The 24,836-nt window shown below is 71.3% G+C and carries 23 protein-coding genes; 14 read left to right on the forward strand and 9 right to left on the reverse strand.

Going from position 1 to position 24,836, the window contains the following annotated elements; genetic code table 11:
• Positions 1-152: 152 nt before the first annotated feature.
• From AC07EG_RS03435 to AC07EG_RS03450, 4 genes are all read right to left on the reverse strand, one after another.
• On the reverse strand, positions 153-488 hold the full coding sequence (locus AC07EG_RS03435; protein WP_478251392.1) for a transcriptional regulator: 336 nt from the start codon (positions 486-488) through the stop codon (positions 153-155).
• A 110-nt stretch (positions 489-598) separates the two neighbouring features.
• Positions 599-1,288 (reverse strand): metal-dependent transcriptional regulator, encoded by a 690-nt coding sequence (locus tag AC07EG_RS03440; protein WP_478251393.1) that lies wholly within the window; start codon positions 1,286-1,288, stop codon positions 599-601.
• A gap of 10 nt (positions 1,289-1,298) precedes the next feature.
• Positions 1,299-1,748: an N-acetyltransferase family protein gene (locus AC07EG_RS03445; RefSeq protein ID WP_478251394.1), complete on the reverse strand. Its 450-nt coding sequence runs from the start codon at positions 1,746-1,748 to the stop codon at positions 1,299-1,301.
• A complete protein-coding gene (locus tag AC07EG_RS03450; protein ID WP_478251395.1) occupies positions 1,748-3,391 on the reverse strand; it encodes an amidohydrolase in 1,644 nt (547 codons plus the stop codon). The genes AC07EG_RS03445 and AC07EG_RS03450 overlap by 1 nt, the downstream gene beginning before the upstream one ends.
• A 46-nt stretch (positions 3,392-3,437) precedes the next feature.
• Between AC07EG_RS03450 and AC07EG_RS03455 the strand changes: the two genes are divergently transcribed.
• The 4 genes from AC07EG_RS03455 to AC07EG_RS03470 are packed head-to-tail and all read left to right on the forward strand — an operon-like array spanning position 3,438 to position 6,709.
• Complete coding sequence (locus tag AC07EG_RS03455) at positions 3,438-4,181, forward strand: enoyl-CoA hydratase/isomerase family protein (RefSeq protein ID WP_478251396.1); 744 nt, start codon at positions 3,438-3,440, stop codon at positions 4,179-4,181.
• Entirely contained in the window at positions 4,178-5,707 is a 1,530-nt protein-coding gene (locus AC07EG_RS03460) for an ATP-dependent acyl-CoA ligase (RefSeq protein ID WP_478251397.1), read from the forward strand. Before AC07EG_RS03455 ends, AC07EG_RS03460 begins: the two co-directional genes overlap by 4 nt.
• Positions 5,704-6,393 carry a TetR/AcrR family transcriptional regulator gene (locus AC07EG_RS03465; RefSeq protein WP_478251754.1) on the forward strand — a complete coding sequence of 230 codons (690 nt, stop codon included), beginning with the start codon at positions 5,704-5,706 and terminating at the stop codon, positions 6,391-6,393. Before AC07EG_RS03460 ends, AC07EG_RS03465 begins: the two co-directional genes overlap by 4 nt.
• Positions 6,386-6,709 (forward strand): hypothetical protein, encoded by a 324-nt coding sequence (locus AC07EG_RS03470; RefSeq protein ID WP_478251398.1) that lies wholly within the window; start codon positions 6,386-6,388, stop codon positions 6,707-6,709. The genes AC07EG_RS03465 and AC07EG_RS03470 overlap by 8 nt, the downstream gene beginning before the upstream one ends.
• 7 nt (positions 6,710-6,716) lie before the next feature.
• On the opposite strand, the gene AC07EG_RS03475 is transcribed toward AC07EG_RS03470, so the two are convergent.
• Both AC07EG_RS03475 and AC07EG_RS03480 read right to left on the reverse strand, forming a co-directional pair.
• On the reverse strand, positions 6,717-7,805 hold the full coding sequence (locus AC07EG_RS03475; protein WP_478251399.1) for a zinc-binding dehydrogenase: 1,089 nt from the start codon (positions 7,803-7,805) through the stop codon (positions 6,717-6,719).
• Entirely contained in the window at positions 7,802-8,971 is a 1,170-nt protein-coding gene (locus AC07EG_RS03480; protein WP_478251400.1) for an acyl-CoA dehydrogenase family protein, read from the reverse strand. Before AC07EG_RS03480 ends, AC07EG_RS03475 begins: the two co-directional genes overlap by 4 nt.
• 125 nt (positions 8,972-9,096) lie before the next feature.
• On the opposite strand from AC07EG_RS03480, the gene AC07EG_RS03485 reads away from it, so the two are divergent.
• From AC07EG_RS03485 to AC07EG_RS03495, 3 genes are read left to right on the forward strand one after another with little or no spacing between them, the layout of a single operon-like run.
• On the forward strand, positions 9,097-10,449 hold the full coding sequence (locus AC07EG_RS03485; RefSeq protein WP_478251401.1) for a cation:dicarboxylate symporter family transporter: 1,353 nt from the start codon (positions 9,097-9,099) through the stop codon (positions 10,447-10,449).
• The gene (locus tag AC07EG_RS03490; protein WP_478251402.1) at positions 10,446-11,132 is read left to right on the forward strand and encodes a 4'-phosphopantetheinyl transferase family protein; all 687 of its coding nucleotides are present in this window, start codon (positions 10,446-10,448) and stop codon (positions 11,130-11,132) included. Before AC07EG_RS03485 ends, AC07EG_RS03490 begins: the two co-directional genes overlap by 4 nt.
• A 53-nt stretch (positions 11,133-11,185) precedes the next feature.
• Positions 11,186-11,614 carry a peptidoglycan-binding domain-containing protein gene (locus tag AC07EG_RS03495; RefSeq protein WP_478251403.1) on the forward strand — a complete coding sequence of 143 codons (429 nt, stop codon included), beginning with the start codon at positions 11,186-11,188 and terminating at the stop codon, positions 11,612-11,614.
• Between the two features lie 62 nt (positions 11,615-11,676).
• Here AC07EG_RS03495 and AC07EG_RS03500 read toward each other — a convergent pair whose 3' ends face one another.
• On the reverse strand, positions 11,677-12,837 hold the full coding sequence (locus tag AC07EG_RS03500) for an isochorismate synthase (RefSeq protein ID WP_478251404.1): 1,161 nt from the start codon (positions 12,835-12,837) through the stop codon (positions 11,677-11,679).
• 160 nt (positions 12,838-12,997) lie between these two features.
• Positions 12,998-13,309: an integration host factor, actinobacterial type gene (gene mihF / locus AC07EG_RS03505; RefSeq protein ID WP_113694660.1), complete on the reverse strand. Its 312-nt coding sequence runs from the start codon at positions 13,307-13,309 to the stop codon at positions 12,998-13,000.
• A gap of 510 nt (positions 13,310-13,819) precedes the next feature.
• Between mihF and AC07EG_RS03510 the strand changes: the two genes are divergently transcribed.
• From AC07EG_RS03510 to AC07EG_RS03530, 5 genes are all read left to right on the forward strand, one after another.
• Complete coding sequence (locus AC07EG_RS03510) at positions 13,820-15,448, forward strand: long-chain fatty acid--CoA ligase (RefSeq protein ID WP_478251405.1); 1,629 nt, start codon at positions 13,820-13,822, stop codon at positions 15,446-15,448.
• Between the two features lie 118 nt (positions 15,449-15,566).
• Entirely contained in the window at positions 15,567-17,291 is a 1,725-nt protein-coding gene (locus tag AC07EG_RS03515) for a TIGR03767 family metallophosphoesterase (protein ID WP_478251406.1), read from the forward strand.
• 105 nt (positions 17,292-17,396) lie between these two features.
• A complete protein-coding gene (locus AC07EG_RS03520; protein WP_478251408.1) occupies positions 17,397-18,650 on the forward strand; it encodes a C39 family peptidase in 1,254 nt (417 codons plus the stop codon).
• 77 nt (positions 18,651-18,727) lie between these two features.
• Positions 18,728-19,822 carry an S-(hydroxymethyl)mycothiol dehydrogenase gene (locus AC07EG_RS03525; protein WP_478251409.1) on the forward strand — a complete coding sequence of 365 codons (1,095 nt, stop codon included), beginning with the start codon at positions 18,728-18,730 and terminating at the stop codon, positions 19,820-19,822.
• A gap of 216 nt (positions 19,823-20,038) precedes the next feature.
• Entirely contained in the window at positions 20,039-20,896 is an 858-nt protein-coding gene (locus AC07EG_RS03530) for a DUF2382 domain-containing protein (protein WP_478251410.1), read from the forward strand.
• Positions 20,897-20,954: 58 nt separating this feature from the next.
• Here AC07EG_RS03530 and AC07EG_RS03535 read toward each other — a convergent pair whose 3' ends face one another.
• Positions 20,955-22,577 (reverse strand): FAD-binding oxidoreductase, encoded by a 1,623-nt coding sequence (locus AC07EG_RS03535; protein ID WP_478251411.1) that lies wholly within the window; start codon positions 22,575-22,577, stop codon positions 20,955-20,957.
• 16 nt (positions 22,578-22,593) lie between these two features.
• On the opposite strand from AC07EG_RS03535, the gene AC07EG_RS03540 reads away from it, so the two are divergent.
• Positions 22,594-23,238 (forward strand): TetR/AcrR family transcriptional regulator, encoded by a 645-nt coding sequence (locus AC07EG_RS03540; RefSeq protein ID WP_478251412.1) that lies wholly within the window; start codon positions 22,594-22,596, stop codon positions 23,236-23,238.
• Positions 23,235-24,764, forward strand: coding sequence for a glycerol-3-phosphate dehydrogenase/oxidase (locus AC07EG_RS03545; RefSeq protein WP_478251413.1), 1,530 nt, complete (start codon positions 23,235-23,237; stop codon positions 24,762-24,764). The genes AC07EG_RS03540 and AC07EG_RS03545 overlap by 4 nt, the downstream gene beginning before the upstream one ends.
• The last annotated feature ends 72 nt before the right edge of the window (positions 24,765-24,836 follow it).

Consider the following 24,836-nt stretch of genomic DNA (forward strand, 5'->3'; position numbering starts at 1 on the left):
AGTCGACCCGAACCGGTGACGAGATCAAACTCTGCCCCCGGCGTCGCCGGGGAACCAGGGGGCAGCACGAGCGGGCTGGACCACGCGCTGAGCACCCGGCGACCTCGGTTTCCCGGTGTTGTCGCTGCTGGTCGTGGGGCTGACCCTGCTGGTCACCGCGGTCGCGATCGGGGCTGGCGTGGTCCGGCAAGCCCGGCCGGGGGCCGCCGCCGGGGCGGGCCGAGCAGGCGGCTGAGCGAGCCGGGCGGCACCTCGACCACGTCCTCCAGCGCGGCCAGCGCGGCCAGTGAACCGGGGCGTTCGGGGCGGCAGCGGCCCGACTGCCAGTAGCTCAGCGTGGCCAGGCTGACCGGCACCCCCCGGTCGAGCAGCCGGTACCGGATGCGTTCCAGGCCGAGCCCGCGCGCCCGGATGGCGGCCCGCAGCGCCGGCGCGAACGGGCCGGTCTCCAGCAGTGCCCGGACCTCTGGGCTTTCGGTGCGCATCATGGCGACTCCGCTCCTGGTACCGGCCCAGCAGCGTATGCCCGGGAACGGCTTGATCGGTAGCTTCGCGCCCGAAGCGCAACAATCTCGGCCCCGAGGAGGTCCAGAGTGTCCTAAATGGACCGGACAGCCACGCTGAGCGCCTGCGCGATCTCCTTGCCGAGCGCGTGCGTGGCGGCGTCCGGCGGCGAGCCGACCTTGACCACGATCGGGCCGCCGAACGGCTGGCGCTCCACCACCTCGATGCGCTCACCGAGGCCGATCGCGTGCTCGGTGAGGTAACGCAGCAGATCGGGGTCGGTGTCCCAGACCCGCACGATCTCGCCGACCACCCCCGGCTGCAGTTCGTCCAGGATCGCCGTCTGCAGTTCCTCGATGCTGCCGTCGGCGGCGGGGATCGGGTCGCCGTGCGGATCGCGCACCGGGTTGCCCAGCTTCACCGCGATGCGGTCGACCAGCCGGTCGGACACCGAGTGCTCCAGCGCGTCGGCCTCGGCGTGCACCTCGTCCCAGGTGTAGCCCAGCTCGGAGACCAGGTAGGTCTCGATCAGCCGGTGCCGCCGCAGCACCGCGCGGGCCAGCAGCTTGCCCTCGGCGGTCAGCTCGATGCCCCGGTACGGCACGTGCGTGACCAGGCCGTGCTGCGCCAGCTTGGTGACCATGCCCGACACCGAGGACGGGCTCACCTCCAGCCGTCCGGCCAGCGAGTTGTTCGACACCGCCTCGCCGCGTTCCACCAGCCCGTAGATCGCCCGGACGTAGTCCTCGATGGACGACGACCGCCGATTGGTGCTGTCAGACATGCCCCCCAGCCTACGGGTTCCGCCCAGGCCGCCAGCGGTACCGGATCCAGCCGGGCACCGGTTCCGCGCCGAGCCCGCGGTAGAACGCCTCGGCCTTGGTGTTCCCGGCCTGCATGTCCCACTCGACCCGGCCGGGGGTGCGCCGGGCCAGTTCCTGGAGCAGTTCGCGGCCGAGGCCGTGGCGGCGGTGCGCCGGCCGGACGAACAGGTCGTCCAGCCAGATCCCCGGCCTCGCCTCCCAGGTGGAGAAGTTCCACGAGCAGAAGGCGAAGCCGGCCACCTCGGCCGACTCCGGCGGTGAGGCGATCAGCACCCACGCCTTCGGCGACGGCCCGAACAGGAACCCGCCCAGCTCGGCCCGGTCCAGCTTCAGGTCGTCCTTGCCCTCGTAGACCGCGTGCTCCTCGATCAGCGCGCAGATCTCCTCGATGTCACCGGCGACGGCGTCGCGAACCGGCATCAACCCTCCTCTGTGTCGTCTGCTCGGGGGACGACCCCCGGACCCCCACCGAACTGCTCGTGAACGATTTCGCCACCGACCGCGGTCGCGAGCACCCCGGCTTCCGGCAGGCTCTCGGCCACCGTCGGGTCGGCCGACAACACCACGAAGTCGGCCAGCTTGCCGGGCGTGAGCGTGCCCAGGTCGTGTTCCCGGAACGCGGCGTAGGCCGACCCGTGCGTGTAAGCACGCAGGGCCTGTTCCGGGGTCAGGCGTTCCCGCGGGCCGAGCACGTGGCCCCCCGCGGTCTCGCGCCGGACCATGTCGTTGAGGCCGAGCAGCGGCGCGCCGTCCACCACCGGCCGGTCCGAGCTGGCCGGGAGCACGCACCCCGCGTCGAGCACGCTGCGCAGCCGGTAGCACCAGCCTTCGCGCTCCGGCCCGAGCGCCGCGCGCATGCCGTCGCCGATCTCGTTGACGAACCGGCCCTGCGGGGACGGGATCAACCCCAGGCCGGCGAGCTTCGCCACCTCGTGCGGCCGCAGCACACCGCAGTGCTCGATGCGGTGCCGGTGGTCGGTGCGCGGGTGCGCGGCCAGCGCGGCTTCGTAGGCGTCCAGCACGGTGGTCACCGCGCGGTCGCCGATCGCGTGCGTGGCGATCTGCCAGCCCGCGCGGTGGGCCCGCAGGATCGTCTCGGCCAGTTCGTCCTCGGGGACCTGGAAGTACCCGCGGTTGCCGGGGTCGTTGGCGAACTCGTCGTGCATCGCCGCGGTCCGCCCGATCAGGGAGCCGTCGGCGAACAGCTTCATCGGCCCGATCCGCAGCCATTCGTCGCCGAACCCGCTGCGGATGCCGAGGTCGATGCCGAAACCCACGCCTGTGCCGTCCTCGAGGTCGTGCAGCACGGTCGAGGCCACCATCACCGTCGCCCGCACGCCGAGCAGGCCCCGGTCACGGGCGAGCTGGTAGGCGGCGACCTCGGCGGGTGTCTCCCCGACCAGCCCGCCGCCGACCCCCGCCTCCTGCACGCTGGTGACGCCCTCGGCCAGGAACCGCTCGGACGCCCGGCCGAGGCCGCGGACCACGGTCTCCAGCGGTGTCGGGTAGGTCAGCGGGCGCAGCAGCAGCTGGGCCTGCTCCCGCAGCAGCCCGGTCGGGGAGCCGTGCTCGTCGGTGACCACGTCTCCGCCAACGGGCTTCTGCGCCAGGTCCAGCTGGTCCAGCACGCGGGAGTTGACCACGGTCATGTGCCCGGAGGTGTGCTTCAGCCGGACCAGGTGCTCCGGGGCCGCGCGGTCCAGGCCGTGCCGGGTGGGGTGGCCGCCGTCGAGCTTGTTCTGGTCGTACCCGCTGCCGACGATCCAGCCGCCCGGTGGCAGTTCGCGGGCCCGCGCGGCGATGGCGTCGTAGACCTCGCCGACGCTGCGGCAGGCACCCAGCGGCACGTCGTCCAGGCCCATGCCGAACCAGGCCATGTGGTTGTGCGCGTCGTGGAAACCGGGCACGACGAACGCGCCCGCCAGGTCGACCCGGCGGCGGGCCGACAGCTCGCGGGCGTCGTCACCGAGGGCCACCACCCGGCCGTGGAGCACCGCGAAGGCATCGGTGCGCCCGTCGCCCGTCCACACCCTCGCGTTCTCGTACACCGCGTCCACCAGCATGAACTGACCCTATCGATCGATCGATCGGACGTCTAGGCTGAGCACCATGGGCACCGTGGAACTCACTGTCGAAAAGGGCGTCGCCGAGGTCTGGCTGAACCGGCCCGACCGGCTCAACGCCGTTTCCGCCGAACTCGTCGAAGACCTGCTGGGCGCGCTCGACGCGGTGGCGGGGTCCGGGGCGCGGGCCGTGGTGCTCGCCGGGCGCGGCCGGGCCTTCTGCGCCGGTCACGACCTGAAGGAACCGGTTCGGACGGGTGATTCGAGGCACCGGATCGAGCGGTTGCAGGAGGTCACCCGGCGGCTGCGCAACCTGCCGCAGCCGGTGATCGCCGCGGTGCACGGGTACGCGGTGGGTGCCGGGGCCGAGTTCGCGCTCGGCTGCGACCTGATCCTCGCCGCACCGGACGCCGTGTTCGCCTTTCCCGAGGTCGGTCTCGGCCTCAGCGTGACGGGGGCGGCTTCCCGGCTGCTGCCGCTGCTCGTCGGGCCGCTCAAGGCCAGGGAACTGCTGCTGTTCGGCGAGCAGATCGAGGCACCGGCGGCCGAGGGCATGGGACTGGTGAACAAGCTGACCGGCGCCGACGACCTGCACGAAACCGCACGGGAGTGGGCGGAGCGGCTGGCCGGCCGGCCCGCGGCCGCGGCCACGCTGGCCAAGCGCGCCGTCGACCACGGCATCGACTCGGCGCTGGAGGCCGCGCTGGAACTCGAAGTGGCCCACGCGCTGATCACCGAGACCTCCCCCGACTTCGCCAGGTCGGCCGACGAGTTCCGGAACCGCACGTGACCGCCCTCACCGAAGTCGACGACCTCGTCGCCCTGCTCGCCCGGGCCGTCGAGCAGTGGCCGGACCAGGAAGCCTGGCACTTCGACGCCACCGGCGACCGGCTCACCTTCGCCGACGTCGACCGGCGCAGCACCGGCTTCGCCGTCGCACTGGCCGAACGCGGCGTCGAGCGCGGTGACCGCGTCGCGGTGATGCTGCGCAACCAGCCGGAGTTCCCGTTGCTCTGGCTGGCGCTGGCCAAGCTCGGCGCGAGCCTGGTGCCGATCAACACGAACTACCGCGAACTCGACGGCAAGCACGTGCTCACCCACTCCGGGGCGAAGCTGGTGGTGGCCGCGGACGAGTTCGTGGCCCTGCTCACCACGATCGCCCCCGAAGGCACCGTGCTCACCCCCGGCGAACTGCGTGGAACCGGGCCCGCGTGGCAGTTCGAAGCCACCGGTGAGCAGGCGGCCAACGTCCAGTACACCTCCGGCACCACCGGCGCGCCGAAGGGCTGCGTGCTGCCGCACCGCTACTGGACCACGCTGGCGAAGTCGCTGGTGCTGCACGACCCCGAGGTCTACTCCGGTGACGTGCTGCTGACCGCGCAGCCGTTCCACTACATCGATCCACAGTGGAACGTCGCACTGGGGCTGGCGTCCGGGGCGAAGCTGGTGGTGCTCGACCGGTTCCACCCGTCCACCTTCTGGGCGAAGGTGCGCGAGCACCGGGTCACCTGGTTCTACTGCCTCGGCCTGATGCCCACGCTGCTGCTGCAGCAGCCGGAATCGCCGGAGGACCGCGAACACCACGTGCGGGCGGTTTTCGCCTCCGCCATCCCGCGCGAGCTGCACGCCGAACTGGAAGCGCGCTGGGGCGTGCCGTGGTACGAGGCGTTCGGCATGACCGAGACCGGCAGCGACATCCGGGTTTCCGCGGCCGACCACGACGAACTGGTCGGCACCGGCTGCATCGGCCGCCCGAACACCGCCCGTGAGGTGGTGATCGCCGACGAGCACGGCAAGCCGTTGCCGCGCGGGGAAACCGGGGAGCTGCTGATCCGCGGCATCGGGTTGATGCGGGGCTACCACGAGGATCCGGAGGCGACCGCGCACGCGTTCCGCGGTGGCTGGTTCCACACCGGCGACCTGGCGCGGATGGACCGCGGAGGACGCGTGTTCTACGTCGGCCGGACCAAGGACATGATCCGGCGCAGCGGCGAGAACATCTCCGCCGACGAGGTGGAACGCGCGCTGCTGCTGCACCCGGCGGTCCGGCTGGCCGCGGTCATCGCCGTCCCGGACGAGCTGCGCGGCGAGGAGATCAAGGCCTACGTCGTGCTCAGCGGCGAGCACGCGGTCGACCCGGAGGAGCTGGCGAGCTTCTGCGGGGAGAAGCTGGCGTACTTCAAGGTGCCGCGGTTCTGGGTCTACGCCGACGCGCTGCCGCTCACCCCGTCCGAACGGGTGGCCAAGGGTGAGCTGCGCAAACAGGACCCGCGGGCGGGCGCGTACGACCGGGCGGAGTCGCGGTGGCTGCCGTGACCACCGGCGACCGGGTGCGCGAGGCCGCCGTGCGGTTGTTCGCGGAGAAGGGTTTCCACGGTACCGGCATCCGCGATCTGGCGCAGGCGGCGGGGTTGTCCTCGGCCAGCCTCTACCACTACATGGGCACCAAGGAGGAACTGCTCGCCGGGCTGATGCGCGAATGCCTGGAAAGGCTGCTCGACGGGGCAGCCAGGGCCACCGAAGGCGTTGCGGATCCACGGGAACGCCTCGGCAGGCTGGTGGTGCTGCACGTGCTCAGCCACGCGCTGCAGCCCGACGAGACGCGGGTGGTGGACAACGAACTGCGGGCGCTCTCCCCCGCCGCGCAGGCACCCGTGGTGCGCCTGCGGGACGCCTACGAGCGGTTGTGGGCCACCGCGATCGCCGACGGCGTCGACGCCGGGGTGTTCACCGCCGAGGAGCCGTCGGTCACCCGGCTGGCGCTGCTGGAGATGTGCAACGGCGTCTCACGGTGGTACTCGCCACACGGCCCGCTGACCCTGGAGGCGCTGGCCGCCGAGTACGCCCGGCTGGCGATGCGGGCGCTGGAGAGCACCGGAAAGGACCCCGAGCCGGATCTCCGATATTGCCGAGCGGTGGTCGCGGACGTGTGGAACACGCCAAATCCGCACGCGGCGCCTTGCTCGAACGGCATTACTGGGGGACGCTCGAAGGGTGACTGAGCACACGATCCAACTCGAACTGGACGAATCCGGTCTCGCTCCCGGTCTGCCGACCCCGGAGAACCCCCGTGATCAGGTACAGGACGTACCGTATCGTCCGGTCGAATTCCGTGACGACGATCTGCCCGCGGCGCTGGAACGCTGCGCGACCTGGCTCCGCCAGGCGCAGGAATGGCTCGGTGAGCCCATCGACGTGCTGGCCCTGCACCTGGACTACGACGAGCGGGAAGGCCGGCCGTACTACGACCTCAAGCTCCTCTGCAACGAGGAGGATCTGGCCGGCGTTCCCATCGCCGTCCGCGCCCAGTCCAGCTAGACCGAGTTCAGGACCCAGGTTTCACCAGGACGCGTGCCAGCCGGCCTTCGGCCAGCTCGCCGAGGGCCGCAGGCACGCCGTCCAGGCCGACCTCCCGGCTGACCAGCGCCGGGAGGTCGAGCCGCCCCGCGCGCACGTGCTCGATGTACTCCGGCAGCTGCCGATCCGGGTCGAACGAGCCGTTCACGCAGGTCAGGATGCTGCGTGCGAAGTGGTAGAGCTCCAGTGAGCTGAACTGGACCACCTCGGTCCGGCCGCCGATGCCGACCACGGTGAGCTTGCCCCCGCGCCGGGCGGTCTTCCAGCCGTCCTTGATGGTCGCGGCCAGCCCCACGCAGTCGAACACGTGGTCCGCGCCACGACCCCCGGTCAGCGCCTTGACCCGCTTGCGCACCTCCGGCCCGGCGAGCAGCGTCTCGGTGGCGCCCATCGAAGCGGCCAGCGCCAGCTTCTCCGGCACCCGGTCCACCGCGATGATCGGCGCCGCCCCGGCGATGCGCGCGCCCTGCACCGCGGCCAGGCCGACCCCGCCGAGGCCGACCACCACCACCGACTGACCACTTTGGACGCTCGCGGTGGACAGCACCGCACCCACCCCGGTGGTCACCGCGCAGCCGAGCAACGCGGCCAGGTCGAGCGGGATGTCCGCGGGCAGGCGGCGGCAGGCCGTCGCCGGAACCACGGTGTACTCGGCGAAACCGCCGACGCCGAGGCACGGGTGCACCGGGTCGCCGCCGGCGTCCACGCCGTGCGAACCGGCCCAGTGCCGTTCGATGTTCTCGCACAGGTACGGCTCGCCCTGCCCGCAGTACCAGCACTCGCCGCACGGCGGGTTCCACAGCAGCAGCACCGGGTCGCCCTCGGCGAAACCGTCGACGTCCGGCCCGGTTTTCGCGACCAGCCCGGAGGTCTCGTGCCCGAGCACCACGGGCTTGTTGTGCACCAGCGTTTCGTTGGCCACCGACAGGTCCGAATGGCACACGCTGGCCGCCGCCACCCGCACCAGCACCTCGCCGGGACCGGGCTCGCGGAGGGTGATCTCCTCCACGCGCGCCGGTTCGCCCGCCGCGCGCACCACCACCGCGTTGGTCCTCACCCGAGCACCCCGCCCACCTTGACGTGCCCCTTGAGCAGGTTGCGGGCGATGGTGCGCCGCTGGATCTCGTCGGTGCCCTCGTAGATGCGCAGCAGCCGCAGCTCGCGGTACCAGCGCTCGATCGGCAGCTCGCGGGTGTACCCCATGCCGCCGTGGATCTGCAGCACGCGGTCGACGATCTCGTTGGCCTTCACGCCGCCGTAGAGCTTCGCGATGGACTGCGCGTGCCGCGAGTCGAGGCCCTGGTCCACCTGCCACGCGGCGTGCAGCACCAGCCAGCGCAGCGCCTCCAGCTCGACCCCGGAGTCGGCGATCATCCACTGGATGGCCTGCCGCTCGGCGATCGGCGCGCCGAAGGTCTCGCGGGTGTTCGCGTGCTCGATGGCCATGGTGAGCAGCCGCTCGCAGGAACCGATGGCGCGGGCGGGCAGCAGGTAGCGGCCGCGGCCGATCCACTGCATGGCCAGCTTGAAGCCGCCGCCCAGCTCACCGAGGATCTGGCTCTCCGGCACCCGGACGTCCTCGAAGACCAGCGCGGCCGGCCCCCACTCGCCCATCGTGTCGATGTACTCCGAGCGCCAGCCCATGTCGCGGTCGACCAGGAAGCAGGTGACGCCGCCGTCGGCGCCCTTCTCCGGGTCGGTGATCGCGAAGACCATGGTGAAGTCGGCTTCGTTGCCGCCGGTGATGAAGGTCTTCTCGCCGTTGATCACCCAGTCGGAGCCGTCCTTGCGGGCCGAGGTGCGGATCGCCTTGGCGTCCGAGCCCGCCCCCGGTTCGGTGATGGCGAAGCAGGACTTCCGCTCCCCGGAGATGGTCGGCAGCAGGTAGCACTGCTTCTGCTCCTCGTTGGCGTGGAACAGGATGTTGTCCGCGGCACCGCCGAAGCGGAACTGCACGAAGGTGCGCCCCAGTTCGGCCTCCAGCAGCGCGGTCATCACCGCGGACAGCCCCATGCCGCCGTAGTCCTCCGGCGTCTGCACCCCCCAGAACCCGGATTCCTTGGCCTTGAGCTGCAGTTCGGTGAGTTCGTCGCCGGTCAGGCCCGGCTGCCCGGCGCGTTCGCGCCGCAGCACCTCCTGCTCCCGCGGGACCAGCTCCCGCTGGACGAAAGTGCGCACCCAGTCACGCACTTCGCGTTCTTCGACACTGAGGGTGAAGTCCATCGGCCAGCCTCCGCAGATAACTAAGCGCTTGCTTAGTCGACGGTAGCACTCGACTGTACGAAGACCAGGTGTTGCCGTAGGTTTCGCCCGGAAAACTGATCACCGGGTTCGCGTGAGGAGAGCCAATGACGACCGAACCGGCGCGGGCGCGGCGCCGCGACCGCACGCACTACCTCTACCTCGCGGTGATCTTCGCGGTGGGGCTCGGGATCGCGGTCGGCCTGCTGGCCCCGGAGCTGGGCAAGGAGCTGAAACCGCTCGGCACCGCGTTCGTCAACCTGATCAAGATGATGATCTCGCCGATCATCTTCTGCACCATCGTGCTCGGCGTCGGCTCGGTGGCCAAGGCGGCGAGCGTCGGCAAGGTCGGCGGGCTGGCCATCGGCTACTTCCTGGTGATGTCCACCGTGGCGCTGGTGATCGGCCTGGTGGTGGGCAACATCCTGCACCCCGGCGACGGGCTGGACCTGACCGAGTCGGTCGCGAAGTCGGGCCAGAGCCAGGTCAAGGAGAGCGAGTCGACCACCGAGTTCCTGGTCGGCATCATCCCGACCACCCTGGTCTCGGCGTTCACCGAGGGCGAGGTGCTGCAGACCCTGCTGGTCGCGCTGCTCGCCGGGTTCGCCGTGCAGAAGCTGGGCGCGAAGGGCGAGCCGATCCGCCGCGGCATCGAGCACATCCAGCGGCTGGTGTTCCGCATCCTGGCGATGATCATGTGGGCGGCACCGGTCGGCGCGTTCGGCGCGATCGCCGCGGTGGTCGGCGAGACCGGCTGGGCGGCCCTGCGCAGCCTCGCCGTCATCATGGTCGGCTTCTACCTGACCTGCGCGCTGTTCGTCTTCGTCGTGCTCGCGGCGCTGACCTGGCTGTTCGCCAGGGTCAACCTGTTCAGCCTGCTGCGCTACCTCGGCCGGGAGTTCCTGCTGATCCTGTCCACCTCGTCGTCGGAGTCGGCGCTGCCGCGACTGATCGCGAAGATGGAGCACCTCGGGGTGAGCAAGCCGGTCGTCGGCATCACCGTGCCGACGGGGTACTCGTTCAACCTCGACGGCACCGCGATCTACCTGACCATGGCCTCGCTGTTCATCGCCGAAGCGCTGAACGCGCCGCTGTCGGTCGGCGAGCAGATCTCGCTGCTGGTGTTCATGATCATCGCGTCCAAGGGCGCCGCCGGGGTGACCGGCGCCGGGCTGGCCACGCTGGCCGGCGGCCTGTCCTCGCACCGGCCGGAGCTGGTCGACGGGGTCGGTTTCATCGTCGGCATCGACCGGTTCATGTCCGAGGCGCGGGCGCTGACCAACTTCGCCGGCAACGCGGTGGCCACCGTGCTGATCGGCACCTGGACCAACCAGATCGACCGGGAGCAGGTGCACGAGGTGCTCACCGGGCGGCAGCCGTTCGACGAAGCGACGCTGCTCGACGAACATGGTGGGGACGGGGAAGACAGAGCACCCGCGACGACCAAGGAGAGTTCGTGATCGACTGCACGGTCTGGTGGGCGGCCCCGCTGCCCGCCACCGCGGACCGGCTGGCCCTGCTGGCTCCCGAAGAGGTCGACCGGTACCGGGCGTACCGCAAGGACGAGGACAAACTGCGCTTCCTGACCGGGCGCGTGCTGGCGAAAACGGTCTCCGGTGAGCGGCTGGGCCGGGCGCCGGGCTCGATCGAGCTGGACGCGACCTGCGAGGACTGCGGCAAGCCGCACGGCCCGCCCCGGGTGCCCGGTGCGGACTTCCGGTTCTCCATCTCGCACTCGGGCGACTGGATCGGCCTGGCCATCGCGGACGCGCCACTGGGCCTGGACGTGGAGACCGCCACCCGGCGCGCGGACGACTCGCTGATCGAGTACGCGTTGAACGACGACGAGCGCGCGGCGCTGACCGGCCTGTCCGGGCCCGAACGCACCGAAGCCTTCTTCACCTACTGGACGCGCAAGGAAGCGCTGATGAAGGCCACCGGGCGCGGCCTGAAGATCCCGTTGCAGGCGCTGACGCTGTCCCCGTTCGGCGAACCGGCCCGCCTGGTCCACTCCGGCGACGCCGCGTTGTCACCGGAGGGCACGCAGATGGCCGACCTGCACCCCGGCCCGGGTTACCGCGCCGCGGTGGCCATCCTGACCACCGACGAGATCAAGGTGACCGAGTCGGTCTGGCCCGCCTGAAAGCGTGGCGAAAGCGCCGTGGCGAGCATGGTGCTCCGATCGAAAGGAGCACCATGCGACGGATCCTCGCCACGGCCGCCCTGCTGGCCACGGGCTTCGCCCTGACCCCCGCGTTCGCCTCGGCCGCACCGGCCTCGGTGGGCACGTGCAACGGGACCAAGAAGGTCGAACTCGGCAACGGCACCTTCATCCGGCAGCCGTACCACACCGGCACGGGCAGCCGGAACTGCGAACTGTTCCGCGGCACCTCGGGCAGTGCGGTGCAGACGCTCCAGCAGGCGCTGAAGCACTGCAACTTCGAAGCCAACATCGTGCTGGACGGTGATTTCGGCAGCATGACCGAGAAGGCGCTGACCTACGCCCAGGACCAGCTCGGCGTGGCCGACGACGGCATCTACGGCCCGAAGACGCGGGTGGTGCTGGGGTGGCCCGCGTACCACGCGAACGGCAAGCCGAACGGGAAGTGCGCCAAGGGCCATTGAAGCCCGGGCCGGAAGGTGGGTTCCCGGCTGCACCGGGACCCACCTGCCGCCCGCTCGGCCGGTCAGGGCTGAGGCAGGCCCATGGCACGCAACACGGTCGCGAACTTCGCCGTGGTTTCGGCGAGTTCGGCTTCCGGGTCCGAATCGGCGACGATGCCGCCGCCGGCGTACAGGCGCAGCGACCGCTCCGCGACTTCGGCGCTCCGGATGGCCACCGCCCATTCACCGTCGCCCGCCGCGTCCACCCAGCCGACCGCACCCGCGTAGTAACCGCGGTCGAACGGCTCCAGTTCCCCCACCACGCGCCGGGCGGCGGCGGTGGGCGTGCCGCAGACGGCCGGGGTCGGGTGCAGGGCCGCCGCCAGCCGCAGCGCGGTGGTGGACGGGTCGGTGAGCTTGCCGGTGACCGTGGTGCCGAGGTGCCACATCGTCGGTGTGCCAACGACTTCCGTCGGCGCCACGCGCAACTGCGTGCAGAACGGCCGCAGCACCTCCACCAGGTCCTCGACCACCACGGCGTGTTCGCGACGGTCCTTTGCGGACTCCGCCAGGTGGCGGGCGTTCTCCGCGTCGATGCGCGGGTCGGCCGCACGCGGCGCGGATCCGGCGTGCGGGTGGGAGACCACCCGGTCGCCGTGCCGGGACAGGAGCAGTTCCGGTGTCGCACCGACAAAGTTGCGGCCGCCGGGCAGCGGGGTGGCGAAGGTGAACCCACCCGGGTTGCCCCGCACGAGGTTGCGCAGCAGGGCTTCCGGCCGGATCGGCTCGGCGAAGTCGAGGTCCAGCACCCGCGCCAGCACCACCTTGCGCAGGCGTTCGTCCCGCAGCAGCGAAACCGCGCGGGCCACGGCCGCCACGTGCGCGGCGGGCTCGGGCACCGGGCGCAGCGACAACGGGGCGGCAATTCCGCTGGGCGGCAGGGAAGCCGCACGCGGGTGCGCCGGAGCCCCGGTCCGGACTTCCGCGGGCAGCAGCACGTGCCCCGGCGAAGTGGCTCCGGGGCCGGTGTCGAACGGCAGGATGCCCGCGGCGAGCGGGATGGCGGGATCGGTCAGCGCCTCGGCCACCCGGTCGGCGAGCACCACCGGGTCCGCTTCGGACAGCGCACCGTCCACTCGGGAACCCAGCAGGGTGCGGCGCTCGGTGCCGAAGAAGAAGTCGCCGGCGGTGTACCCGTCCAGCAGGTCGGCCACCCGTGCACCTTCGTGCGCCGTCGCCGTCATCGGCTCACTCCCTCTCGGCGGATCCCGCGTCCACCCCAAGTCTCCGCGCGCCGCCGCGGTTTGTCCGTCGGCGGTGCGCCGGAAGTGAGCAAGAGCACCGTGCGCGAGAGCCGGTGACGAACCCCGTCACCGGCCCCGCACGCCTGGTGAGCTGCGCGAACTACTTCAGCGCGTCGATCAGCGCCTGGCGCTGGACGTCACCCAGCCCGGCGGCGCGCCGGTCCTCCGGAATCTTCGCCTGCTCGAGCAGCGCGGCGACCTTCACCGCACCCAGCCCGGGCACGGCCTTCAGCAGCTGCGTGACCTTGGTCTTGCCAATGGTCTTGTCCTCCTTGGCGCGGAGCAGCACCTTGTCGATGCTCTCCTTGCCGGACTTGATCGAAGCAAGCAGCTCGGAGCGGGCCTTGCGCGCCTCGGCCGCCTTGGCGAGGGCTTCGGCACGCTGCTCCGGCGTCAACGTGGGCAGAGCCAACGTATTAGTCCTTTCCTTCTCAGGTGTCCGCTTGTCGCGGCGGTGGCCGAAAGTCTCGACGCAGGCTCACGGCGTGCGCTGGCCAGGCCACCTCGTACCACCGGCCCAGTAAACGCCACGAGGCCCACCCTTGTGCAACCGACACGCACTTAGTACCCGTCCTCGCCGGTACGGGCAACCCCACATCCCCCGCCCCGGCCTGCGGAAACGCTTCCGGCCACTGTCCGGTTGGGAGCGATTCACCCCGCCGCCACACCCCTTGGGTGATCAACACCGGAACCGGTGACCGGCTATTCGGAACAGTCAATTTTGTTGGCAGCAAAGAAATGCCGGTAATTCCGCGGACAACTGCGCGCACCGGGGACCGGGGTCGGCGTCACCCGTCCGAAGGACTGCTCACAACTCGGCCACACCCGGTGCCGGACGGGCCGAGAACACTGCCCGATCGGCCCCCGCCGGATTAGAGTCGGCACGACTTTGGTCCACCGGAGCACCGATCGGGAGACGTCGATGTTGAGCACGATGCAGGATGGGCAACTTTCGCTCGGCAAATTGCTGCGCCACGGCAGCACCGTGCACGCCGCCAGTGAGGTCCGCACCTGGACCGGTACAGAGTCCCGCCGGGAGACCTACGGGGAACTCGGGGCGCACGCCGCGCGCCTGGCGAACGCGCTCCGCGGCCTCGGCGTCACCGGTGACCAGCGCGTCGGCACCTTCATGTGGAACAACGCCGAGCACCTGGCGGCCTACCTGGCCGTGCCCGCCATGGGCGCGGTGCTGCACACGCTCAACATCCGCCTGTTCCCCGAGCAGCTGGTGTTCGTGGCCAACCACGCCGAGGACCACGTGGTCATCGTGGACGGCACGCTGGTGCCGCTGTTCGCCAAGCAGCTGCCGCAGATGACGACCGTGCGCCACGTGCTCGTCGCCAACGGTGACCCTTCGACGCTCGAAGCACCCGAGGGCGTCCAGGTGCACTCGTACGCCGGCCTGCTCGCCGAGCAGTCGAGCGAGTTCGACTGGCCGGAAGTGGACGAACGCTCCGCCGCCGCGATGTGCTACACCTCGGGCACCACCGGTGACCCGAAGGGCGTGGTCTACTCCCACCGCTCGATCTGGCTGCACTCCATGCAGGTCTGCATGTCGGACTCGATGCGGCTGGCCCAGTCCGACTCCGCGCTGGCCATCGTGCCGATGTTCCACGCGATGTCGTGGGGCCTGCCGTACGCCGCGCTGATGGTCGGGGCCACGCTGGTGATGCCGGACCGCTTCCTGCAGCCGGAGCCGATCGCCCAGTTGCTCGCCACCGAGCAGCCGACCTTCGCCGCCGCCGTGCCGACCATCTGGCAGGGCCTGCTGCAGCACCTGGACCACCACCCGCAGGACATCTCGCACCTGCGCGAGGTGGTGGTCGGCGGGTCCGCCGCGCCGCCGTCGCTGATGCACGCCTTCGAGGAGCGCTACGGCGTGCCGATCCTGCACGCCTGGGGCATGACCGAGACCTCGCCGCTGGGCAGCGTGGCGCGCCCGCCGGAGTCCGCCACCGGCGACGAGCGCTGGCGCTACCGCTACACCCAGGGCCGCTTCCCCGCCTCCGTGCAGGCCCGCCTGATCGGCGACAACGGCGAGGAACTGCCGTGGGACGACGAGGCCGTCGGCGAACTGGAGGTGCGGGGACCGTGGATCGCGGCGGCCTACCACGGCGGCGCCGGGGTCGACCCGGAGAAGTTCCACGACGGCTGGTTGCGCACCGGCGACGTCGGCCGGATCACCCCGGACGGCTTCCTCACCCTGACCGACCGCGCCAAGGACGTGATCAAGTCCGGCGGCGAGTGGATCTCCTCGGTGGACCTGGAGAACGCGGTGATGGCGCACCCGGCGGTGGCCGAGGCCGCGGTGATCGGCGTGCCGGACGAGAAGTGGGACGAACGGCCGCTGGTGGCCGTGGTGCTGCGCGAGGGCCAGGCGGTCACCGCGGAGGAGCTGCGCGACTTCCTCGCCGGGAAGGTGGCCAAGTGGCAGCTGCCGGAGAACTGGACCTTCATCGAGGAGGTGCCCAAGACCAGCGTCGGCAAGTTCGACAAGAAGCGCCTGCGGGCCTTCCACACCGAGGGCAGGCTGGACGTCTCGCAGTTGTAGCGACGAACGGACTACGCCAAACGTGACAAATATTCGCGTTTGTCTTCCCCGGGGTTCATCCGGTGGTTACCGTCGTGCGCCAGCGTGCACGTGACCACCGGAGCCCTGGGGAGTACAGATGGCCGGACTGAGCAGGCGCGGTTTCGTCGCGGCGGCGGGTGCCACCGGCGCCGGGCTGCTGCTGAGCACCCCGATCGCCACCGCCTTCGACCGCGCGATGAGCCACGCCGCCACCAGGGCGGTGAGCACCGCGGGCACCACGCTGGAGGCCGTCGCCACCCCGGTCACCCCCGGGCCGGCGTACAGCAGGCTCACCGCGGGCCCCGGCTGGCCGCTGGTGGTGCGCGAGGACCTCACCGCGGCGAAGCCCGGCCGCGACGACCGGCGCACCGCCCTGGCCTCGTTCGTGCAGTGCACCGACCTGCACATCACCGACGTGCAGAGCCCGGCCCGGTTCGAGTACCTGCACCCGTTCACCGGCTCGGCGCACCGGCCGCAGGAAGCGCTGGGCCCGGCGGCCACCACCGCGCTGCTGCGCCGGGTCAACGGCCTGCCCGGCGGCCCGTTCACCGGCCGCCGCTTCGACTTCGTGATGACCACCGGCGACAACACCGACAACCACGAGCAGATCGAGCTGGCGTGGTTCCTCGACACGCTCAACGGCGGCACGGTCACGCCCAACACCGGTGACCCGGACCGCTACGAGGGCGTGCAGGACTCCGGGGCGCCGCTGTTCTGGAACCCGGGCGAGCCGCTGGACGACGCGTACACCCGGAAGGGCTTCCCGCAGCTGCCCGGCCTGCTCGACGCGGCCATCGCGCAGTACGACTCCCCCGGCCTGGACGTCCCGTGGCTGTGCACCTTCGGCAACCACGACAACACCCCGGTCGGCACCCTGCCGTCGAACCTCCCCGGCATCGACCACTGGTACACCGGCCGGTACAAGGTGATCGGCAAGGACGAGAGCGAGGCGAAGCAGCTCGCCGCCTCCCTCGACCGGGGTGGCGTCCCGGTCACGCAGCTGTTCGGCGGTTCCGGCACCATCCGCGAGGTCACCCCGGACGAGCGCCGCCGCACCTTCTCCACCGCCGAGTTCGTGCGGGCCCACCTCGACGCCGCCAACACCGGCCCCGGCCCGCACGGCCACGGCTTCACCGACGACAACGCCGACGGCCGCGACGTCTACTACACCTTCCGCATCGCGCCGGGCCTCACCGGGATCAGCCTGGACACCACCACGCTGGCCGGGCTCGCCGACGGGTCGATCGGCCTCCGCCAGTTCCTGTGGGTGGAGAAGACGCTCCAGCGCCACAGCTCGACCTACTTCGACTTCTGGGGCCGGAAGGTCACCCAGCAGGTCACCGACGAGCTGTTCGTGCTGTTCAGCCACCACACCAGCGACACGATGGGCAACCTCCTGCCCGACTCGCGGCACCCGCTGGAGCCGCGGCTCGACGGCCGCACCCTCGTCGGCCTGCTCAACCGCTTCCCCAACGTGCTCGCCTGGGTCAACGGCCACACCCACCTCAACGGCATCGTCGCGCACCCCGGGAAGACCCCGGCCCAGAGCTTCTGGGAGATCAACACCGCCTCGCACATCGACTTCCCGCAACAGGCGCGGATCATCGAGGTGGCCGACAACGGCGACGGCACGCTTTCGCTGTTCACCACGCTGGTCGAGGCCGACGCCCCGTACGCCGCGGACCACGGCGACACCTCCGCGCAAGCGCTTGCGTCGCTGTACCGCGAGCTGGCCTACAACGACATCCACGCCGACCCGGTCCGGCTGGGGCGACCGGCGGACCGCAACACCGAGCTGCTGGTGGTCAACCCGCTGGCCTGAGCCGGTGGCCGGTGTTATGAAGCTGCCGCCCGCGAGTGGTTTACACCAGTGTGCCGACCGGTGAAAATCTCTGACGCCCCGCAAGCCGGTACTGGAGGGTGGACCATGCGCGGACGTCTGCTGTTGTCGATGCTCTCGGTCGGGCTGCTGGCCGCGACCGCCACGCAGGCGAGCGCCGCCCCGCCGGCGCACGACGAGGCCATCGACTACCACGAATGGGCCTCGACCAGGGACTTCCGCGCCGGTCAGCTGGAGGGCGTGGCGCTCGGCCCGAAGGGGCTGCGGCTGTCGCGCCCGATCGGCACGATCGAGCGCACCGAGCCGGCGCTGGGCACCACGCGCAGCTACGAGTACGCCCGCTGGACCTCGCCGGACTACCGGCCGGGCTTCGACGCCACCGAGCTGATCGCCTCGTGGAACGCGCTCACCCCGGCGAAGACCTGGCTGCAGGTCGAGGTCGGGGCGACCACCGCCACCGGGGAGCAGACCGCCTGGTACGTCCTCGGCCAGTGGGCCTCCGGTGACCAGGACATCCACCGGACCACGGTGGACGGCCAGTCGGACGCGCACGCCTCGGTCAGCGTGGACACCCTGGTGGCCAACGACGGCGTGGCGCTGAGGTCCTACCGGCTGCGCGCCACGCTGTACCGGGAGGCGGGCAGCACGGCCACCCCGGAACTCCGCTCGCTGGGCGCGATGACCTCCAACGTGCCCGACCGGTTCGAGGTGGCGCCGACCCGGCCGGGCGTGGCCACCGGGATCGAGCTGCCGGTGCCGCGGCACGCGCAGAACCTGCACAAGGGCAACTACCCGGAGTACGGCGGCGGCGGGCAGAACTGGTGCAGCCCGACCTCGACCGCGATGGTCACCGAGTTCTGGGGCAAGCGGCCGAGCGCGCAGGACCTGGCGTGGCTGCCCGCGGACTACGTCGACCCGACCGTGGCGCACGGCGCCCGCCAGACCTACGACTACTCGTACGAGGGCACCGGCAACTGGCCGTTCAACACCGCCTACGCGGCTTCGCTCGGGCTCAAGGGCCACATCACCCGGCTGCACTCGCTGAACGAGCTGGAGACCTACATCGCCAAGGGCATCCCGGTGATCACCTCGCAGTCGTTCCTGGCCGAGGAGCTGGACGGGGCGGGCTACGGCACCGCCGGGCACATCTTCGTGGTGGTCGGCTTCACCGCCGGGGGTGACGTGATCGTCAACGACCCGGCCACGAACAGCAACGACACCGTGCGCAACGTGTACAAACGCGACCAGTTCGAGAAGATCTGGCAGCGCACCAAGCGGCACACCGCTTCGGGCGGTGTCGCCTCGGGGCCGGGCGGCATCGTCTACCTGATCACCCCGTAATTCATTCGGCTGTCGCGATTACCGCACACCGCGTGGCAGAGTGCGGGTGATTGACCCGACGCGGAAGGTGGTCGCGGATGCCATACGAAGTACAGGGCGTGGTCTCGCGGGCGAAGGGCGAGCCGGTCTCGCTGGAGACCGTGCTCGTGCCCGACCCGGGGCCGGGCGAGGCGGTGGTCTCGGTGCAGGCCTGCGGGGTCTGCCACACCGACCTGCACTACCGCGAGGGCGGGATCAACGACGAGTTCCCGTTCCTGCTCGGCCACGAGGCCGCCGGGGTGGTCGAGCAGGTCGGTGCCGGGGTCACCGACCTGGAACCGGGTGACTTCGTCATCCTGAACTGGCGCGCGGTCTGCGGCACCTGCCGCGCCTGCAAGCGCGGGCGGCCGTGGTACTGCTTCTCCACCCACAACGCCGGTCAGCCGATGACCCTGGCCGACGGCACGGCGCTGAGCCCGGCACTGGGCATCGGGGCCTTCCTGGAGAAGACGCTGGTGCACAGTGGACAGTGCACGAAGGTCAGCCGCGAGGCCGAGCCCGCGGTGGCCGGGCTGCTCGGCTGCGGGGTGATGGCGGGCATCGGCGCGGCGATCAACACCGGGTCGGTGGGCCGCGGTGACTCGGTCGCGGTGATCGGCTGCGGTGGTGTCGGCGCCGCGGCGGTGGCCGGGTCCCGGCTGGCCGGGGCGGACCGGATCATCGCCGTGGACACCGACGAGCGCAAGCTGACCTGGGCGAAGGACTTCGGGGCCACGCACACCTTCAACGCCGCGGGCAAGAGCGAGGACGAGGTGGTCGAGGCGATCCGGGAACTCACCGGGAGCTTCGGCGCGGACGTGGTGATCGACGCGGTCGGCCGCCCGGAGACCTGGCGCGAGGCGTTCTACGCCCGCGACCTGGCAGGCACCGTGGTGCTGGTGGGCGTGCCCACGCCGGAGATGAAGCTGGAGATGCCGCTGATCGACTTCTTCTCGCGCGGCGGTTCGCTGAAGTCCTCCTGGTACGGCGACTGCCTGCCGTCGCGGGACTTCCCCGTGCTGGTGGACCTCTACCTGCAGGGCAGGCTGCCGCTGGACCGGTTCGTCACCGAGCGGATCCCGCTGGACGGGGTGGAGCAGGCGTTCGCGCGGATGCACTCCGGTGACGTGCTGCGCAGCGTCGTGACTTTCTGAAGCAGCACCCGGAACCCCGGTCGGCCCCGCGGCCGGCCGGGGTTTTTCGCGGCCAAACCCCGGAATGGCTTTTCGCCCCCATTTCGTGAATCGCACCGGTGTGGTTTCCCCGGCGCACTTCACTCGTTTGTGTCGGCCGGTTGCATTGGCACAACGGCGGGATGATCGTGATCACAGACCCGCTGGAAACACCGGAAGCGAAAGGATGCGGTAGCCATGACCGGTACGATGCGCCCGCAGGACCTGATCGACTCACCCGTGGTCGACCAAGCCGGAAGCAAGATCGGCAAGGTGGGCACGGTCTACCTCTCCGACGAGACCCGTCAGCCGGAGTGGGTCACCGTGCGGACCGGGTTGTTCGGCCACCGCGAGAGCTTCGTCCCGCTCCAGGGCGCGGATCTGGAATCCGACGGCCTGCACGTCCAGGTGGACAAGGAACAGGTCACCGAGGCCCCGCAGATCGACGCCGACGGCCACCTGTCCCCGGAGGAGAGCGGGGAGCTGTACCGCTACTACGGCCTGCCGATGCAGCGCGACCGCGCCGGCGAGGACCGCGCCGACCGGGAGCGCAGCGGGATGCGCCCGGAGCAGGCCGCCGGTACCGCCGGGAAGACCGGCATGACCGGGAAGACCGGGAAAACCGGGATGTCCGGTGGCACCGGCCTGGCCGACGAGCAGCGGACCACCGGGAGGCACCGCGGCGGCGAGGAGATGGTCCGCTCCGAGGAGCGGTTCAACGTCGGCACCGAACGGGTCGAGACCGGCCACGTGCGGCTGCGCAAGTACGTGGTCACCGAGGACCAGCAGGTCTCGGTGCCGGTGAGCCACGAAGAGGTCCGGATCGAGCGCGAGCCGATCACCGACGCCGAAGCCCGGCGCGGTACCGAGATCGGCGAGGCCGAGCAGGACGTGGTGCTGCACGCCGAACGCCCCGTGGTGGACAAGGAAGCCGTGCCGGTGGAACGGGTCCGGATGGACACCGAGAGGGTGACCGACACGGAGACGGTCTCCGGTGAACTGCGCAAGGAGCAGATCGAGATCGAGGACGAAACCAAGGGTCGCGGGGACCGCTGAGCCAACGGTCGCGGGTGCGCGGGTGTTCGACAACCCCGCGCACCCGCGACCGTCCAACTCAGCCGATCAGCTTGCCCGGGTTCATGATGCCGGTCGGGTCCACCGCGGATTTCGCGGCGGCGAGCACCGACCGGCCGATTTCTCCGATCTCGGCCGCCAGGTAGGGCGCGTGGTCCACCCCGACCGCGTGGTGGTGCGAAATGGTGCCCAAGCCGGCGATCGCTTCGGAAGCCGCTTTTTTCGCGCGCCGCCACTGCCCTTCCGGGTCCTCGTCGGAACGCGCGGCGAGCACGGTGAAATACAGCGAAGCACCCGTTTCGTAGGCGTGCGAAATGTGGCACATCACCACCGGTGAAGCGAACGATTCCCGCAACGCCGACCGGACGGCGTCCCGCAGCCGGTCCAGCGAGGACCAGTGCGCGGCGGTTTCCAGGGTTTCCACGCAGACGCCGAGGTCGAGCAGGGCGTCCCGCTGGCGGGGCCCGTTGAACCGGCCCCGGCGCCACGACTCCCCCGCGGCCCGGCCGAGCGAAACGCCACCGGCCGCCCGCACCAGCTTCACCGTCTCCGCCCGGCGCAGGGCGAGTTCCCTGGTGGACTGCGCTTCCCAGCCGAGGACGAGCAGGCACGGCGCGGAAACACCGCGTGCCCGCAGGTACTTCCGCACGGCGGCGGTCTTCCAGCCCCCGCTCAGCGACAGCTGGACCTCGGTCTCGTCCTCATCGGACAACCGGGTCACGTCGGCCAGCGCACCCGCCTGGGCCAGCCGCCGCACCAGCTCGGCCGCCGTCACCCAGCCGTCCAGCACGAAGCCCTGGTAGCGGCGGACCTCCGCCACCGGCCGCACCCGCACCCCGACCTCGGTCAGCACGCCGAGCACCCCTTCGCTGCCCACGGCGAGCTGCCGCAGGTCCGGCCCGGCCGCCGAGGCCGGCGCGACGCCGAGCCGCCACTGCCCGCTCGGGGTGGCCAGCCGCACGCCGGTGACCATGTCCTCGAACCGGCCGTACCCGCTGGACGCCTGCCCGGCGGACCGCGTCGCGGCGAACCCGCCGATGGTGGCCCGCTCGTGGGACTGCGGCAGGTGACCGAGGGTGAACCCGTGCTCCGCCAGCAGTTCTTCGGCCCGCGGCCCGCGCACCCCGGCCTGCAGCACGGCGATCCGGGACACCGGGTCGACGGAGACCAGCCGGTCCAGGCGCAGCAGGTCGAGCGCGATCACCGCGGACTTGTCCCCGCGCGCCGCCCGCACCCCGCCGACCACCGACGTGCCGCCGCCGAACGGCACCACCGCGACGTCGAACCGCACGCACACGTCGAGCACGCGCTGCACCTCGCCGGGGTCGGCGGGCAGCACCACCGCGTCCGGCACCGGCAGCCCGCCGGGGTGCCGCCGGGCCAGCAGGTCCAAATAGGACAAACCGCCCGCGCGGCCCAGTCGTTCCGCACGCTCCGTTTGCACGTGCGGAATACCGACCACCTCGATCAGGGCCGCCTTCGCGTCCGCTGCCAGCGAAGATTCCGGTACCGGCAGGGCGGAAGCGGGCACGACCGGTGCCGGGGCACCGGGTTTCCCGATACGCTCGGTGAGCCAGCGCAGGGCCTTCGGCGGGAGGTGGGCCGCGTCCGCGCCTTCGGGCGTCCAGGCAACCCGCAGGCGGTGGTCAACTTGTGCACTCACCGGTATAGTGTGACATATGCCTGTCGAACGTAACATAACCGCAGCTCGCGGCGCTTCGGCTCTGGCCGACACCCGCAACCGGCAGGCCGCCACCCGGGTTTCCGACGACGTGCTGCTCGACGCGGCCCGCGAGTGCGTGCTCGCGGTCGGCGTGCGCCGCGCCACGCTCGCCGAGATCGCCCGCACCGCCAAGGTGAGCCGGATGACGCTGTACCGCCGGTTCCCCGACGTCCGCAGCGTGCTCGCGGCGCTGATGACCCGTGAGTTCGGCGCCTTGCTGCAGGGCGCGAGCACCCGGGGTGCCGCCGCGGAGACCGCACGCGGCAGGCTGGTGGAGAGCGCCGTCGAAGCGGTGCGCGCCCTGGTGGGCGACCCGCTCATGCGCACCGTGCTCGACGTCGACGCCGAACTGCTGCTGCCCTACATCGTCGAACGCCTCGGCGGCACGCAGCGCCTGGCCGAGCAGGTGATCAGCGCCCAACTCGCGGCGGGCTGGGCCGACGGCACCATCCGCCGCGGCGAAACCGCCGCGCAGGTGCGCGCGATCCTGCTGGTGGTGCAGTCGTTCGTGCTCTCGCTGCGGCCCGCCACCACCGATGTGGACGAAGAGGCGCTGCTCGCCGAGTTCCGGCACCTGCTCGACGCGGCGTTGCGCCCGTGAACCCGGCCTCCCTCAACGCCGCCCGGCGAGCCACCGAACTGGCGCAGGTGGCCGACGGCGAGCAGGTCGACCTGGCGGTGGTCGGCGGCGGGGTGACCGGGGCGGGCATCGCGCTGGACGCCGCCGCGCGCGGGTTGTCCGTGGTGCTGCTCGAAGCGAACGACCTGGCCTTCGGCACATCGCGCTGGTCCAGCAAGCTGGTCCACGGTGGACTGCGCTACCTGGCCAAGGGCGATTTCGCGCTGGCGCACGAAAGCGCGGTCGAACGCGGCATCCTGATGACCGTCACCGCGCCCCACCTGACCAGGACGCTGCCGCAGCTCTTCCCGTTGCACCCCACCACTTCGCGGGCGCAGCAGGGCGTGATCGCGGCCGGGCTGCACGCCGGGGACGCGCTGCGGCGCGTCACCCGCACCCCGGGCCGGGTGCTGCCGCGCCCGCGCACGATCACCCGCCACGAAGCGCTCGCCCTGGCTCCGGGTTTGCGGCGCAACGGTTTGCGCGGTGCGCTGTTGTCGTTCGACGGTGCTCTCACCGATGACGCCCGGCTGGTGGTCGCACTGGCGCGCACCGCGGCTTCGCACGGCGCCCGCATCCTGACCAAGGTGCGGGCGCACCAGCTGCTGGCCGACCGGGTGCGGGCGACGGACGAGCCGAGCGGGCAGGCGCTGGAGGTCCGGGCGCGGCAGGTGATCAACGCGACCGGCGTGTGGGCGGGCGAGCTGGTCGAGTCGGTCCAGCTGCGGCCGTCGCGGGGCTCGCACCTGATCCTGCGCGGCGAGGCGACCGGCACCAGCGTCAGTTCGGTGGTGATCGGCGTGCCCGGGGAGACCAGCCGCTTCGTCTTCCTGCTGCCGCAGCCCGACGGAAATGTCTACCTGGGACTGACCGATGAACCGGTCTCCGGGCCGGTGCCCGCGGTTCCCGTCGTTCCGGAGTCCGATGTGGACTTCCTGCTGGAGGTGGCTTCGTCGGCACTGGACCGGCGGCTGACCCAGGACGACGTGATCGGCCGGTTCGCCGGTCTCCGGCCGCTGATCTCGGGTGGCGGGCGGAGCGCGGACCTCTCGCGCAAGCACGCCGTGCTGCGGTCGCCGGACGGGGTGCTCACCGTGGTCGGCGGCAAGCTGACCACCTACCGCCGCATGGCCGCCGATGCCGTTGACGCGGCGGGGTTGCCGTGCGGCCCGTCCACCACGCACCGGCTCCCCCTGGTCGGCGCCGCTCCGCGGTCTCGTCTGTCCACAGTGGAGGCACCGCGGCGGCTGGTGGCGAAGTACGGCACCGAGGCCCCGCGGATCGCCGCGATCGGCGCGCTGGACCCCGACCTGGCCGCCCCGATCTTCGAAGGCAGCCCGATCACCGGCGCGGAAATCGTCTGGGCCATCCGGCACGAAGGCGCCCTCGACGTCGAAGACGTCCTGGAACGCCGCACCCGCCTCGCCCTCGTCCCCGCCGACGCCACCGCCGCCCACCCCCGGATCACCGACCTGGTGGCCCGCTCCCTCCAGGGTCTCCCCCGCTAGGAGTTCGCCGCCGCCCGGCCGACGCGGTTCGTTGGGTGAATTTGACTCGTCGTTGGGTTTTTGCAACAGTAC

The organism is Amycolatopsis sp. NPDC045836, from assembly GCF_056431745.1.

Bases quoted from the DNA above. Each gene is read 5' to 3' on its own strand.
- AC07EG_RS03540 (WP_478251412.1), top strand. From the start codon at position 22,594: ATGCCTGTCGAACGTAACATAACCGCAGCTCGCGGCGCTTCGGCTCTG.
- AC07EG_RS03530 (WP_478251410.1), top strand. From the start codon at position 20,039: ATGACCGGTACGATGCGCCCGCAGGACCTGATCGACTCACCCGTGGTC.
- AC07EG_RS03515 (WP_478251406.1), top strand. From the start codon at position 15,567: ATGGCCGGACTGAGCAGGCGCGGTTTCGTCGCGGCGGCGGGTGCCACC.
- AC07EG_RS03435 (WP_478251392.1), bottom strand. From the start codon at position 488: ATGATGCGCACCGAAAGCCCAGAGGTCCGGGCACTGCTGGAGACCGGC.
- AC07EG_RS03510 (WP_478251405.1), top strand. From the start codon at position 13,820: ATGTTGAGCACGATGCAGGATGGGCAACTTTCGCTCGGCAAATTGCTG.
- AC07EG_RS03520 (WP_478251408.1), top strand. From the start codon at position 17,397: ATGCGCGGACGTCTGCTGTTGTCGATGCTCTCGGTCGGGCTGCTGGCC.
- AC07EG_RS03485 (WP_478251401.1), top strand. From the start codon at position 9,097: ATGACGACCGAACCGGCGCGGGCGCGGCGCCGCGACCGCACGCACTAC.
- AC07EG_RS03450 (WP_478251395.1), bottom strand. From the start codon at position 3,391: ATGCTGGTGGACGCGGTGTACGAGAACGCGAGGGTGTGGACGGGCGAC.
- AC07EG_RS03455 (WP_478251396.1), top strand. From the start codon at position 3,438: ATGGGCACCGTGGAACTCACTGTCGAAAAGGGCGTCGCCGAGGTCTGG.
- AC07EG_RS03500 (WP_478251404.1), bottom strand. From the start codon at position 12,837: ATGACGGCGACGGCGCACGAAGGTGCACGGGTGGCCGACCTGCTGGAC.
- AC07EG_RS03495 (WP_478251403.1), top strand. From the start codon at position 11,186: ATGCGACGGATCCTCGCCACGGCCGCCCTGCTGGCCACGGGCTTCGCC.
- AC07EG_RS03525 (WP_478251409.1), top strand. From the start codon at position 18,728: ATGCCATACGAAGTACAGGGCGTGGTCTCGCGGGCGAAGGGCGAGCCG.
- AC07EG_RS03480 (WP_478251400.1), bottom strand. From the start codon at position 8,971: ATGGACTTCACCCTCAGTGTCGAAGAACGCGAAGTGCGTGACTGGGTG.
- AC07EG_RS03440 (WP_478251393.1), bottom strand. From the start codon at position 1,288: ATGTCTGACAGCACCAATCGGCGGTCGTCGTCCATCGAGGACTACGTC.
- AC07EG_RS03445 (WP_478251394.1), bottom strand. From the start codon at position 1,748: ATGCCGGTTCGCGACGCCGTCGCCGGTGACATCGAGGAGATCTGCGCG.